General features: G+C 62.4%; 11 protein-coding genes and 1 pseudogene. 9 read left to right on the forward strand and 3 right to left on the reverse strand.

Translation table 11 applies throughout. From position 1 onward, the window contains the following. Positions 1–674: 674 nt before the first annotated feature. Positions 675–1,985: pseudogene (locus AC0V2S_RS22425) on the reverse strand (bifunctional DedA family/phosphatase PAP2 family protein). Further along, on the reverse strand, positions 1,982–2,734 hold the full coding sequence (locus AC0V2S_RS22430; RefSeq protein WP_475511636.1) for a DNA-3-methyladenine glycosylase: 753 nt from the start codon (positions 2,732–2,734) through the stop codon (positions 1,982–1,984). The pseudogene AC0V2S_RS22425 and the gene AC0V2S_RS22430 overlap by 4 nt, the downstream one beginning before the upstream one ends. Before the next feature lie 63 nt (positions 2,735–2,797). Between AC0V2S_RS22430 and AC0V2S_RS22435 the strand changes: the two genes are divergently transcribed. Then, positions 2,798–3,637 (forward strand): class I SAM-dependent methyltransferase, encoded by an 840-nt coding sequence (locus AC0V2S_RS22435; protein WP_475511637.1) that lies wholly within the window; start codon positions 2,798–2,800, stop codon positions 3,635–3,637. Between the two features lie 84 nt (positions 3,638–3,721). On the opposite strand, the gene AC0V2S_RS22440 is transcribed toward AC0V2S_RS22435, so the two are convergent. Further along, positions 3,722–4,972 carry an alpha/beta fold hydrolase gene (locus AC0V2S_RS22440; RefSeq protein WP_475511638.1) on the reverse strand — a complete coding sequence of 417 codons (1,251 nt, stop codon included), beginning with the start codon at positions 4,970–4,972 and terminating at the stop codon, positions 3,722–3,724. Positions 4,973–5,260: 288 nt separating this feature from the next. Here AC0V2S_RS22440 and AC0V2S_RS22445 point away from each other — a divergent pair, with 288 nt between their 5' ends. The 8 genes from AC0V2S_RS22445 to AC0V2S_RS22480 are packed head-to-tail and all read left to right on the forward strand — an operon-like array spanning position 5,261 to position 13,156. After that, the gene (locus AC0V2S_RS22445) at positions 5,261–6,526 is read left to right on the forward strand and encodes a glutamate-5-semialdehyde dehydrogenase (RefSeq protein ID WP_475511639.1); all 1,266 of its coding nucleotides are present in this window, start codon (positions 5,261–5,263) and stop codon (positions 6,524–6,526) included. Positions 6,527–6,543: 17 nt separating this feature from the next. Then, on the forward strand, positions 6,544–7,188 hold the full coding sequence (gene nadD / locus AC0V2S_RS22450; protein WP_475511640.1) for a nicotinate-nucleotide adenylyltransferase: 645 nt from the start codon (positions 6,544–6,546) through the stop codon (positions 7,186–7,188). Positions 7,189–7,222: 34 nt separating this feature from the next. Further along, entirely contained in the window at positions 7,223–7,603 is a 381-nt protein-coding gene (rsfS, locus tag AC0V2S_RS22455; RefSeq protein ID WP_475511712.1) for a ribosome silencing factor, read from the forward strand. A 9-nt stretch (positions 7,604–7,612) separates the two neighbouring features. Continuing rightward, complete coding sequence (rlmH, locus tag AC0V2S_RS22460) at positions 7,613–8,080, forward strand: 23S rRNA (pseudouridine(1915)-N(3))-methyltransferase RlmH (protein ID WP_122450698.1); 468 nt, start codon at positions 7,613–7,615, stop codon at positions 8,078–8,080. Positions 8,081–8,089: 9 nt separating this feature from the next. Continuing rightward, positions 8,090–9,982, forward strand: a complete 1,893-nt coding sequence (gene mrdA, locus AC0V2S_RS22465) for a penicillin-binding protein 2 (protein ID WP_475511641.1) — start codon at positions 8,090–8,092, stop codon at positions 9,980–9,982. Between the two features lie 34 nt (positions 9,983–10,016). After that, positions 10,017–11,120 carry a rod shape-determining protein RodA gene (gene rodA / locus AC0V2S_RS22470; RefSeq protein ID WP_475511713.1) on the forward strand — a complete coding sequence of 368 codons (1,104 nt, stop codon included), beginning with the start codon at positions 10,017–10,019 and terminating at the stop codon, positions 11,118–11,120. Positions 11,121–11,137: 17 nt separating this feature from the next. Beyond that, complete coding sequence (gene mltB, locus AC0V2S_RS22475; RefSeq protein WP_475511642.1) at positions 11,138–12,148, forward strand: lytic murein transglycosylase B; 1,011 nt, start codon at positions 11,138–11,140, stop codon at positions 12,146–12,148. Next, a complete protein-coding gene (locus AC0V2S_RS22480; protein WP_475511643.1) occupies positions 12,149–13,156 on the forward strand; it encodes a septal ring lytic transglycosylase RlpA family protein in 1,008 nt (335 codons plus the stop codon). The last annotated feature ends 51 nt before the right edge of the window (positions 13,157–13,207 follow it).

The following is a 13,207-nucleotide window of genomic DNA, read 5'->3' on the forward strand; positions in this document are numbered from 1 at the left end:
CCTTACGCGCGACTTACTTTAGCATTGCCCTAAAAGTAAGCAAAAGGTCTAGCCCCCCACCTTGGGTTTTCACTGCGTGAAAACTCCCCTCGCTCCGTCGCCGCTCCAGGGGCCGGCGAGAAGGGCCATCCATGGCCCTCACTCCTTTCGCGGCTCCCGGCCGCTCAACCCCTTCCACGACGACTGCGCTCGGCCTGCGCTCAAGGGGCGGGCAGATCAAGATCAAAAGCCAGATCAAAAACAGATCAAGTGCCCCTCACCCCACCCTCTCCCGCAAGCGGGAGAGGGCAAATCGGAGTGGTTTTTTCGCCCTATGTCCCCCCTCGCCCGGGTGGCGGGAGAGGGGCCGGGGGGAGGGGTCTTTGATCTGGCTTTGATCTACCGCTTGTGATCTAACCGCCCTTTAGCGCCAGGCCGAGTGGAGTCGATGCGTAAGGGGTCGTAGCGGCCGGGCCGCGGAGAGGGCTGGGGCCATGGATGGCCCCAGCCCGGCCCCTGGAGCAGCGACGGAGCGAGGGAAGTCGCAGCGCAGCGCAGACCCCAGGTAGGGGCAAGCGCTTTTGGTTACTTTTCTGGCGATTGAGAAAAGTGACTCGCGCGTAAGGCGCGAAACAAAAACTCCCCGCAGACGCGGTAACGAAGAACACCACCACCCTGAAAGCACCCATAAAACCTCAATACCGATACCGCTCCAACGCATGCGGCAACGCCCAGCTTGCATAGAAGCCCAACACCGCCACACACGCCGGCACAATCAACCACCACCCCGCGGCGACATCGCCGGCAACGGCTCCCGCCACTGCGAAATCGTCAAACTGATCGCGCACGCAGTCGCCGCCAACAGCGCGCCAGCAATCACATCAGTCGGCCAATGCACCCCCAGATACACCCGCGACAGGGCAATCGACAACGCCGGAATCACCGCCAGCAGCAGCCAGGTCAACCGCATCCGCACCGGCTGCCCACGTGCCGCAAGCACCGCCAGCGTCAGGAAAAACGCAAACGACGCCGAGCTATGCCCGCTGGGCATGCTGAGCTATGCAGCGGCTCCAGCAGAATTTCCGGCCGCGCGCGGCCAACAGCAACTTCAGAAATGATTGGCGATGGCGCAGCCGAGCAGCGTGCCGGTGGCGAAGAAAAACGCGCGGAATTGGCGGGCCACCAACAGCATCAGGCAAAGCATGACGCCGACCGTAAGCTGGGTTTTGAAGTCGCCCAGGCGCGTGATGATGGTGACGACACCGTCCATGGCCGGCTTGCGTTGTTCTTGCACCAGCGCCATCAAACCTTGGTCCAGTTGGGCCAACAATGGGTAGCCAATCAACAGGGCAATCAGCAGCACCGCGCCGAGCCCGGCCATGATCGCCGTGGCCCAACGCTGTTGGCGCCAGCTGGCTTGCAGGCTCACGCCGATCAATACCGCAAGGCCTGCAGCCACCACGGCCGCCTGGCCCCAGAACCCTTCCGGCAACGGCAAACGCATGGCCGCACCGTAGCCCAGCCGGGCAGCAGATAGGCCACCGACCAACCGGCTGCGGCAATCACGCTGACGATGATAAAGCGCGGCAGTGGCATATCGAGCATGCCCGCCACCATCGGCAACATGGGCCGCAGCGGGCCGATATAGCGGCCCACCAATAGGCTGATCACGCCGTAACGCTGGAAATAACTCTCGGCGCCGGCCAGCCATTCTGGATGGCTGCGCAGCCCCGGCAAGCGGCGGATGTTCTGGTGAAAACGCCGGCCCAGCCCGTACGACAGCGCATCGCCCAGCAGGCCGCCGGTGTAGCCAGCAGCAGCGTTTCACCGAGGGTCAGCGCGCCGCTGCCGGCCAGTACGGCGATGGCGAACAGCAGCACGGTGCCCGGCACGATGATCCCGGCAATCGCCAGGCATTCCACGCAGGCCACCACAAAAATGGCGATACCCAGCCATTGGGGGTTGGCGCTGAGCCAGCCGGTGAGGTGGTTAAGCCACTCGGTCATGGGGCGAGGTCCTGTTGCTGGCGCATAAGGTAGAAATCCTGGTTTTCCTGTTGCCCGCGCCGTAACGGGTTGCGGGTGCAATGGCGGGCGTACGCAGCATCGACAAAGCGGTAGAGCAAATGTTCATCACGACCTAGCGGAATACCCAAACGGGTGGTTTGAATAACCTGCTCGGGCGTGTAGCCGACGTCTTCGACGAACAGCCGCTCGGGGTCGAAGCGCTTGGCGTCCCAGGCCGGCACTTTAAGGCCGAGGGCGCGGCAGAGCAGGGTCTGACCGTTACAGAGTTTTTCCAGCGGGCGCGGCTGGCCGAGGCTGTCGGGCGTTTTTCCCATGGGATTGTTGCGCTTCATTTGCTCAAGGCTGTCCGGCCCGCTGTGGGCGTCGGTATACGGGAACGCCGATTTGATCAGCACCGCATTGCCCGGCCCGTGGGCGCTGAAGTTCAGCGAGTCGCCGCCACGGGCGTAGTACATATAAATGTGCCCGCCATCGAGAAAGAGCGCCCGGCGTTTCTCGGTGTAGCCGAGCGAAGCATGGCTGCCTTTTTCGGCGAAGTAGTAGGCCTCGGTTTCGATAATGCGCACCGCCAGCCAGCGGCCGTCGACGTAATGGCGAATGACTTTGCCCAGCAGCGCCTGGGCTAGCACCTGCGCATCGCGGTCGAAAAAAGAGTCGGGCAGGGCGCGGCCCGCTGGCCAGGCAGACAAGCTCCGGTCAGACAAACTAAGGGTGGGTTCACTCGGCATGGGCTGTTATCGCAACGGGGCAGGGCTTAGGCTCGGGCGATCATAACAATAAGAGCCTTGGCCATGTCCGACCGCAGCCGTGCCGACAGCGCCCATATCAGCCCCAGCGCCCACTACACCGGGTATGTCTGGTACCGCCACCAGCTCAGCGATGCCGCCTTTGCCACCTCCTTCGGGCGTTGGGTGCATGGCCTGCTGACGCCTATTGCCTGGGGTGCGCGGGTGGGGTTCGGGCTGGATATCGAACATCTGCTGCTGCAACGCCATCTGCTGCTGGATGCGCGACTCACCGCTGCCATTGAAGAGCGCGGTGTGCGCCAGGTGGTGGAGATTGCTTGCGGGCTGTCGCCACGGGGGCGGCGGTTTTGTCAGCGTTATCCCGAGCTGCGTTATCTGGAGGCGGACCTGCCCGGCATGGCGGTACGCAAACGCCTGCTGCTGCACAGCGAGGGTTGGCTTAACGGGCGCCATCAGGTGCGTTCGGTGGATATCCTGGCTGAGCAAAGTCTGGAGTCGCTTTTTGCCGGGCTGGATCGCAATGAGCCGGTGCTGGTGATTACCGAAGGCCTGGTGAATTACTTCGAGCGACCGGTGATCGAGGGATTCTGGACGGCGCTGGCGGCGCAGCTGAAAGGATTTCCGCAGGCGACGTATTTGACGGATTTGTATCCGGACCTCAAAGAGCATCCGCGTTATCGGCAGTTGCGTTGGGGCGTGGGTATTGTTGGGACGCTGACGCGTGGCAATTACCCGCTGCATTACCGTAATGCCAGTGAAATTGTCGAAGCGTTTGGCCGCTGCGGGTTCGGGCGCACCGAGGTGCTGGACCCGGCGCTGCATAGCCAGGGGTTGCCGCCGATTACGCAGGCGACGTTGGTTAGGGTGATTGAGGCATCGGTGTGATCCGTAGGTTGGGTTGAGCGCAGCGAAGCCCAACGAGCCGTTCGACGTTCGTTGGGCTTCGCTTTGCTCAACCCAACCTACGTACTAGCTTGCTAGCGAAGCTTTTCCGTTTGCAGGGGTCGCGATCAAGGTCGCTCCTACGGCCCGCTCCGCCAACGCCGCGCTCCCGGCCGCATCCGTATGCGGAAACACCCACGCCAACTCCGAACTGCTGCTGCGCAACGGCAAAATCGCCAGCGCCGGCATATCCACCATCTGCAATTGCCAGCCGCGCTGCGGCACATGGCTTGGCAAATCGCCGTGCAGTAACCCACCAAAAAAGCCCAGCTCGCTGACGTCCACCGTCAATTCGCCGACTTCAGCATGTTGCAGCCGCGCGCGACTGTGCAGCGGCGCATGCCTCGGCTCATGGCGTTTTTCCAGTTGTAACCACTGACTGCGCGGCAGGTGCGTGCTGCCGGGGCTGATCAGCGGCAGCGGCTCGGCACGCAGAAACGGGGTGTAGAGGCTGGCGCAGGCAGTGCGCTGTTCGAAGTTCGCCAGGTGGTCGGCGTTGTGGATAAGGGCGCATTCGGCTGCCGCGCAGGAACTGGCGAACAGTGTGTGTTCCCACGGTTGGGTGAAGTGGTCGTACTCGCCGGCCAGCACCAGGGTCGGGCAGATGGGGTGCTCGGTGAAGCCGCTGAAGTCCAGCAGCCGCTGGCTGTTTTGCCGATACCGCTCAATTTCGCTAGCCGACAGCCGCTGCAACTGGCGCAACAGGGCTTTGCGAAACACCGGGGCCACGCCGGTTTCCCGGCTGCGGGTGGGGTTGAGCAGGCCGGTGACGGCGCCGTGGGCAAATTCGGCAGCACGGCCTTCGGCGAGCAAGGCCAGGCTTTCTTCCAGCAACACCCGCGCGCCACGGCGGCCAAAGGCGGTGATGCCGGCCAGCAGCAACCGCGAGCAGTGCTGCGGATGGCGCGCGGCGAACAGCGCGGCCAGCGCCGAGCCGTAGGACAGGCCGATGGGCATCAAGGGCGGTATATCGAGTGCCTGAACAAAGCCGGCAATCAGGTCGGCCAGCCCTTGCAGGTTCAGCTCGGGCGCCAGTTGCAGATTGCAGCCCTGGCTCGGCAGGTCGAGGAGGATGACCGGGTGATCGGCCAGCAACTCTTCCACTTCGCTGGCGAATGAGCGAAAGCATTGGAAGGCGCCGCCGAGGAATAGCACAGGGTGGCGCGGGTCGTCGGCGTGGGTGGAATAGGCCTGGTAGTGCAGGTGCCAGTCGCCGAGCTGCAGCTGTTGGCTGGTTTCGCCGAGTAAGGCCGGACTGTAGTCGGTGCGATAGCGCATGGCCGCTTCTCCTCTTTCTTTTGGGCGCCCGTCCTTGGGGTGGGCGGTTGGCTATGCCTGCAAGGTAGACATCTGCGGCCTGTTTGTTTACCTAACCTTCGGGCGGGGAATGGGCGGCGTTGGCGGGCAAGTGTCACCGTCTCCCGGCAAGCCCCGGCGGCTGCGCTTGCGAGTGTTACCGGGGCCTGTGTTGTAACGCCCTGTTTACCACCCGCCAGACGCCGCTGGGCGTGGGCCCGCCGCGCCGCTATAATCAGCCGCTTTCCCCACTGCCAGACCGACGAGACCATGACTGAGTCCGTGCTCGACTACATGACCCGCCTGGGTCGCACTGCCCGCGAAGCCTCCCGTGTGGTGGCCCGCGCCAGTACCGCGCAGAAGAACCGTGCCCTGCACGCCGCGGCCGCCGCCCTCGACGCCGCGCGCGCCGAGCTCAGCGCCGCCAACGAACAGGACCTCGCCAATGGCCGCGCCAATGGCCTGGAACCGGCCCTGCTGGACCGCCTCGCCCTGACCCCCGCGCGCGTCGACGAGATGATCGAGGGCTTGCGTCAGGTGGCGACCCTGCCTGACCCCATCGGTGAAATTCGCGATATGCGCTACCTGCCTTCGGGCATTCAGGTCGGCAAGATGCGCGTGCCGTTGGGCGTGATCGGCATCATTTACGAGTCGCGTCCGAACGTGACCATCGACGCCGCCAGCCTGTGCCTGAAATCCGGCAACGCCACCATTCTGCGTGGCGGCTCGGAAGCGATTAACTCCAACCGCGCCATCGCCGCCTGCATTCAGCAAGGTTTGGCGGAAGCCGGTTTGCCGGCCGCTGCCGTGCAAGTGGTGGAAACCACCGACCGCGCTGCCGTCGGCGCGCTGATCACCATGCCGGAATACGTGGACGTGATCGTGCCGCGTGGTGGCAAGAGCCTGATCGAGCGCATCAGCCGCGATGCCAAAGTGCCGGTGATCAAACACCTGGACGGCATCTGCCACGTGTACATCGACGTGGCGGCCGATATCGACAAAGCCATCCGCATTGCCGACAACGCCAAAACCCAGCGCTACTCGCCGTGCAACACCATGGAAACCCTGCTGGTGCACGAAGGTATCGCCGAGCGCGTATTGCCGCCGCTGGCTGCCATTTACCGTGACAAGAGCGTCGAGCTGCGCGGCTGCGAACGCACTCGCGCGCTGCTGGGCAACGATGTCCTGGAAGCCACCGAAGAAGACTGGCGCACCGAGTACCTCGCGCCGATTCTGTCGATTCGTATCGTCGACAGCCTCGACGAGGCCATCGAGCACATTACGAAATACAGCTCCCAGCACACCGACTCCATCGTCACCGAGAACTTCACCTCGGGTCGTCGCTTCATTACTGAAGTGGATTCGGCCTCGGTGATGATCAACGCCTCGACGCGCTTTGCCGATGGGTTCGAATACGGCCTGGGCGCGGAGATCGGTATTTCCACCGACAAACTGCACGCCCGCGGCCCGGTTGGCCTGGAAGGGCTGACCAGTGAGAAGTACGTGGTGTTTGGCGACGGTCATATCCGTACTTGAACACCGAGCAGACATCCGTGGGCAAGCGCATCGGCATTCTGGGCGGCACCTTCAACCCGGTGCATGTCGGCCATTTGCGCAGTGCCCTGGAAGTTGCCGAACAGCTGGCTCTGGATGAGCTGCGCCTGATTCCCAACGCGCGCCCGCCACACCGGGACGCGCCGCAGGTGTCAGCGCAAGACCGCCTGGCGATGGTCGAGCATGCCGTTGCCGGTGTGCCGTTGCTGACGGTGGACGACCGCGAACTCAAGCGCGACCGGCCGTCCTACAGCATCGACACGCTGGAGTCGTTGCGCGCTGAACTGGCGGTTGAGGATCAACTGTTTTTACTGCTGGGGTGGGACGCCTTTTGTGGCCTGCCAACCTGGCATCGCTGGGAAGAACTGCTGGACCATTGCCACATCCTGGTATTGCAACGCCCGGATGCCGACAGCGAAGCGCCGCAAGCGCTGCGTGATGTTCTGGCGGCCCGCAGTGTCAGCGACCCGCTGGCCCTGACCGGGCCCAGCGGCCAGATTGCTTTTGTCTGGCAGACGCCGCTTGCGGTGTCTGCCACCCAGATCCGGAATCTGCTGGCCAGCGGAAAGTCGGTGCGTTTTCTGGTGCCCGATGCGGTGCTGGCCTTTATCAATGCACGCGGGCTGTACCGCGCGCAGAACTGAACACGAGAAAGAGTTAATTATGAGCAAGCCTGTAATGCCGAGCGAAGACCTGGTCAAACTGGCCGTCTTTGCCCTCGAAGACGTTAAAGCCCAAGACATCACCACCATCGATGTACGCGGCAAAACCAGCATCACCGATTTCATGGTGATCGCCAGCGGTACCTCCAACCGTCACGTCAAATCCCTGGTGGATAACGTGCTGGAAAAGGTCAAGGAAAAGGGCGTGCGCCCACTGGGCAGCGAAGGCCTGGACACTGGCGAATGGGCTCTTCTGGACCTGGGTGACATCGTCGTGCACGTGATGCTGCCGACCGCTCGCCAGTTCTACGACCTTGAGCGTCTGTGGCAAGGCGCCGAGCAGAACCGTGCGCAAAACCAGAACAGCCCGGAACAGTTCAACAGCGGCGACGAGTAAGGGTTCCCCTTGCGTATACGATTGATCGCTGTCGGGTCACGCATGCCGCGCTGGGTGGAAGACGGCTGGCAGGAATATGCCAAACGTCTGCCGGCCGAGCTGCCGCTGGACCTGGTGGAAATTCCCCTCAACACCCGCGGCAAGAACGCCGACGTGGCGCGCCTGATCCGTCAGGAAGGCGAAGCCATGCTGGCCAAGGTGCAACCGGGGGAAAAGATCGTCACGCTCGAAGTGACCGGCAAGCCGTGGAGCACCGAGCAGTTGGCGGTGGAGTTGGAACGCTGGCGCCTGGATGCGCGCACCATCAATTTGATGGTCGGCGGCCCCGAAGGGCTGGCACCCGAGGTGCAGGCTCGCAGTGAACAGCGCTGGTCGTTGTCGCCGCTGACCCTGCCGCACCCGCTGGTGCGGATTCTGATCGGTGAACAGATTTATCGCGCCTGGACCGTGTTGTCCGGGCACCCTTATCACAAATAAGCCCTCGTAATGCCGCAGCCGATCCGCCTCAAGGACCACGAGAAAGACGCCCGCCAAGTTCGCAATCGCGTGGTGGTGGGGGCGGTCGCCATCTGTTTGCTGATCATGGTGTTGATCGCGCGCCTGTATTTCCTGCAAGTGATTCAGTACGAGTACCACTCGACCCTTTCTGAAAACAATCGCGTACACGTGCAGCCGATTCCGCCCACCCGTGGGCTGATCTTCGACCGCAACGGCGTGGTGGTGGCTGACAACCGGCCGAGTTTCAGCCTGAGCATGACCCGCGAACGGGCCGGCGACTGGCAGCAAGTGCTCGACGTGATTGTCGAAGTGCTGGAGCTCAGTCAGGAAGACCGCACCCTGTTCGAGCGGCGCATGCGTCAGGGCCGTCGGCCATTCGAGCCGGTGCCGATTCTGTTTGAGCTGAGCGAAGAACAAATCGCCCGCATCGCGGTAAACCAGTTCCGCCTGCCCGGCGTGGAAGTGGTGGCGCAGCTGGTGCGGCATTACCCGCAGGGTGAGCATTTCGCGCACTCGGTGGGCTATGTCGGGCGTATAAACGAGGCCGAGCTGAAAGTGCTCGACCCGGTCAACTACAGCGGCACCCACCATATCGGCAAAACCGGCATCGAGCGTTTCTACGAGCCACAGCTGCACGGTCAAGTGGGTTACGAGGAAGTGGAAACCAACGCCCGTGGCCGCGTGCTGCGGGTGCTCAAACGCACTGACCCGGTGCCCGGTGCCGATATCGTGCTGAGCATGGATATCCGTTTGCAGGAAGCGGCCGAGACGGCGTTGGGCGGCCGGCGGGGCTCCATCGTGGCCCTCGATCCGAACACCGGCGAAGTGCTGGCGATGGTTAGCCAGCCGAGCTTCGACCCCAACCTGTTTGTAACTGGTATCGGCTTCAAAGCCTATTCCGAGCTGCGCGACTCGCCGGACCGTCCGCTGTTCAACCGCGTGCTGCGCGGCCTGTACCCGCCCGGTTCGACCATCAAACCGGCGGTGGCGATTGCCGGGCTGGACAGCGGTGTGGTCACGCCAAGCACGCGGGTGTTCGACCCCGGCTTTTATCAATTGCCCAACTACGACCACAAGTACCGCAACTGGAACCGCACCGGCGACGGCTCGGTGGATTTGCAGGCGGCGATCATGCGGTCCAACGACACCTACTTTTATGACCTGGCCCACAAGCTCGGCATCGACCGCCTGGGCAGCTACCTGAGCCGCTTTGGCATTGGTCAGAAAGTCTCGCTGGATATGTTTGAAGAGTCGCCAGGCCTGATGCCGTCGCGGGAATGGAAGCGCGCCCGCTATCGTCAGGCGTGGTTCCCGGGTGAAACCCTGATTCTGGGGATCGGCCAGGGCTATATGCAGACGACCCCGTTGCAGCTGGCGCAGGTATCCGCGTTGGTGGCCAACCATGGCAAATGGATTCGCCCGCACCTGGCGAAAACCGTCGATGGCGTGCCGCCCGTAGACCCGAACCCGATGCCCGATATCGTGCTGCGCAACCCCGGCGACTGGGCGCAGGTGAGCGCCGGTATGCAGCAAGTTATGCACAACCCGCGTGGTACCGCGCACAAGGTCGGCGACTCGGCCGCTTACCGCATTGCCGGTAAAAGCGGTACGGCGCAGGTGGTGGCGATCAAGCAGGGCGAGAAATACGACCGCTCCAAACTCGATGAGCGCCACCGCGACCACGCCCTGTTTATCGCCTTCGCCCCCGCCGACGCGCCGAAGATTGCCGTGGCGGTGATGATTGAAAACGGCGAGGGCGGTTCCAGCGTTGCCGCGCCGGTGGCCAAGGCGGTGATGGATGCCTGGCTGCTGGGCGACAACGGTCAACTGAAAACCCAATACGCACCACCGGTAACGGCCGAGGCACCTTCACGTGAGTAACAACTTCGACCGCTCGATCTCCGACGAAGACGTGATGCGCCGCCGCGCCAGCCTGCTGCAGCGCCTGCATATCGACGGCCAACTGTTTTTGCTGCTTACCGTGCTCGCGGCCGGCAGCTTGTTCGTGCTGTATTCGGCCAGTGGCAAGAACGTTGACCTGCTGCTCAAGCAGGCCACCTCGTTTGGCCTGGGTGCCGTGGCCATGTGCGTCATCGCCCAGTTCGAACCGCGCTTTCTCGCCCGCTGGGTGCCGCTGGGTTATATGGCCGGTGTAGGCCTGCTGGTGGTGGTGGATGTAATGGGCCATAACGCCATGGGCGCCACCCGCTGGATCAATATTCCCGGGGTCATTCGCTTTCAGCCGGCGGAATTCATGAAGATCCTGATGCCGGCTACCATTGCCTGGTACATGGCTCGACACAATTTGCCGCCACGGCTAAAACACATCGCCATCAGCCTGGCGCTGATCGGTATTCCGTTCGTGTTGGTGATCCGCCAGCCGGACCTCGGCACCGCGCTGCTGGTGCTCGCTTCCGGCGCGTTTGTACTGTTTATGGCTGGCCTGCAATGGCGCTGGATCCTAGGCGCGGTAACGGCTGTAGTGCCGGTGGCGGTCGCCATGTGGTTCTTTGTGATGCACGACTACCAGAAGCAGCGAGTGCTGACATTCCTCGATCCGGAGAGCGATCCGTTGGGTACCGGCTGGAACATTATTCAGTCCAAAGCGGCCATCGGTTCGGGTGGCGTTTTCGGTAAAGGCTGGCTTTTGGGCACGCAATCGCACCTGGATTTTTTGCCGGAAAGCCATACGGACTTTATCATCGCGGTTTTGGGCGAAGAGTTCGGTCTGGTAGGTATCTGCCTGTTGTTGCTCGTGTATGCGTTGCTGATTGCGCGCGGCCTGGTAATTACTGTCCAAGCGCAGACGCTGTTCGGTAAGCTGCTTGCCGGCAGCCTCACCATGACCTTCTTTGTATATGTCTTCGTCAACATCGGTATGGTCAGTGGCCTGTTGCCGGTGGTTGGGGTGCCGCTTCCTTTCATTAGCTACGGCGGAACTTCGCTGGTGACACTGATGTCTGGGTTTGGGCTTTTAATGGCTATCCACACGCACCGTAAGTGGATTGCTCAGGTTTGATTGGGGTGAGGGATTTAATGCTAGGTTTGCGTCGCTGGGCCACGCGCACGGCACATTTGGCCAGCCTTGCTGGTATCTGCGGTTTCGCCCAGCAGGCTGTTGCCGCTGATTACGAAGGGTCGCCGCAAGTTGCCGAATTCGTTGCCGAGATGACCCGCGACTATGGCTTTGCCGGTGAGCAACTGGTGAACCTGTTCCGCGAAGTGGAGCGCAAACAGTCGATCCTCGATGCCATTTCCCGTCCGGCCGAAAAGGTTAAAACCTGGGCTGAATACCGTCCCATCTTTATTACCGACCGCCGTATCAACCAGGGCGTGGAGTTCTGGAAGCAGCACGAAGCCGCCTTGGCCCGTGCAGAACAGGAATACGGTGTGCCGGCTCAGGTAATCGTCGCCATCATCGGCGTCGAAACGTCCTATGGCGCCAACACCGGTAGCTACCGGGTGATCGACGCGCTGTCGACCCTGGGCTTCGATTACCCACCGCGTGCCGACTTCTTCCGCAAGGAACTCAAGCAGTTCCTGCTACTGGCCCGTGAACAACAAGTTGACCCGCTGACCCTCAAAGGCTCCTACGCCGGCGCCATGGGCATGCCGCAATTTATGCCGAGCAGTTTTCGCGCCTATGCTGTGGACTTTGACGGCGACGGCCACATCAATATCTGGAACGACCCGGACGATGCCATCGGCAGCGTGGCCAGCTACTTCAAACGCCATGGCTGGGTAACCGGCGAGGCCGTAGTCAGCACCGCGCAAATCAGCGGCGAGCAGGCCGAAGACGGCCTGACTGTGGGCCTGGACCCGGTGAAGACCGTGGGCGAGCTGCGCGCTATGGGCTGGTCGAGCCATGAAGCGGTGCGCGATGACGTTTCTGTGACTGCCTTTCGTCTGGATGGTGAAGCCGGCCCGGAATATTGGTTAGGCTTACCCAATTTTTATGTCATCACTCGTTACAATCGCAGCGCGATGTACGCCATGGCGGTGCATCAGCTGTCCGATTTGATTGTTCAGGCCCGGGGCACCAAGTAAATGCAGGCAACGCCGTTCAAGCTCTTCGCCTTTGGCGCCCTGGCCGTGATGCTCGCCAGTTGCTCCAGCAGCCGTGCGCCGCAGCCTACGCAATCTACCGCCACGTCTGGCCCCGGCGATTTCTCCCGCCCGCACCGCGATGGCGCGCCGTGGTGGGATGTCGACGTTTCGAAGATTCCCGATGCCGTGCCCATGCCGTATTACGGCGCATACAAAGCCAACCCCTACACCGTGCTGGGTAAAACCTATTACCCGATGCCCGATGCCAAGCGGTATCTGGCCACTGGCACGGCGTCCTGGTACGGCACCAAATTCCATGGTCAGGCCACCGCCAACGGTGAGAAGTACGACCTGTACGGCATGAGCGCCGCGCACAAGACGTTGCCGCTGCCCAGTTATGTGCGGGTGACCAACCTCGATAACGGCAAGAGCGTGATTCTGCGGGTCAACGACCGTGGTCCGTTCTATTCCGACCGCATTATCGACTTGTCTTTCGCCGCAGCGAAAAAGCTCGGTTACGCCGAAGTGGGCACCGCACGGGTAAAAGTGGAAGGCATCGACCCGGCCGAGTGGTGGGCCCAACAGGGTCGCCCGGTGCCGATGGTGCTGGCCCAGCCGCAGATGGCCGCCGTGCAGCCGGTCAAGCCGACCCTGGCGCAAACCATGGCCCAGCCTGTTGAGCAGTACACCCCGCCGCCGGCCCAACACGCCGCCGACGTCGTGCCCGCGCAGGTGCAAATCGACGCAAAAAAAAACGCTTCACTCGAGCCATCTGGCCTGTATCTCCAAGTCGCAGCCTTCGCCAATCCGGACGCTGCGGAACTCCTGAAGGACAAGCTGAGCACGATGGTGAATGCCCCGGTGTTTATCAGCTCGGTGGTGCGCAACCAACAGACCTTCCACCGCGTGCGGATGGGGCCGGTAAGCACGCAGGGTGAAGCGACAAAACTCCAGAACAGCGTGCGGCTGGCCAACCTCGGTCAACCGACATTAGTGAAGCCCGAGTGATTCCCTGAAATCGCCGGCTTTAACCGACTTGCTCGCAAGAGCCTGTTTGCC

The sequence above is a fragment of the Pseudomonas sp. CC11G genome (genome assembly GCF_056174845.1).

Excerpts from the sequence above, each read along its gene's own strand:
- rodA (WP_475511713.1), top strand. The coding sequence starts at position 10,017 with ATGCGCCGCCGCGCCAGCCTGCTGCAGCGCCTGCATATCGACGGCCAA.
- AC0V2S_RS22445 (WP_475511639.1), top strand. The coding sequence starts at position 5,261 with ATGACTGAGTCCGTGCTCGACTACATGACCCGCCTGGGTCGCACTGCC.
- AC0V2S_RS22430 (WP_475511636.1), bottom strand. The coding sequence starts at position 2,734 with ATGCCGAGTGAACCCACCCTTAGTTTGTCTGACCGGAGCTTGTCTGCC.
- AC0V2S_RS22480 (WP_475511643.1), top strand. The coding sequence starts at position 12,149 with ATGCAGGCAACGCCGTTCAAGCTCTTCGCCTTTGGCGCCCTGGCCGTG.
- AC0V2S_RS22440 (WP_475511638.1), bottom strand. The coding sequence starts at position 4,972 with ATGCGCTATCGCACCGACTACAGTCCGGCCTTACTCGGCGAAACCAGC.
- rsfS (WP_475511712.1), top strand. The coding sequence starts at position 7,223 with ATGCCGAGCGAAGACCTGGTCAAACTGGCCGTCTTTGCCCTCGAAGAC.
- mltB (WP_475511642.1), top strand. The coding sequence starts at position 11,138 with ATGCTAGGTTTGCGTCGCTGGGCCACGCGCACGGCACATTTGGCCAGC.
- mrdA (WP_475511641.1), top strand. The coding sequence starts at position 8,090 with ATGCCGCAGCCGATCCGCCTCAAGGACCACGAGAAAGACGCCCGCCAA.
- AC0V2S_RS22435 (WP_475511637.1), top strand. The coding sequence starts at position 2,798 with ATGTCCGACCGCAGCCGTGCCGACAGCGCCCATATCAGCCCCAGCGCC.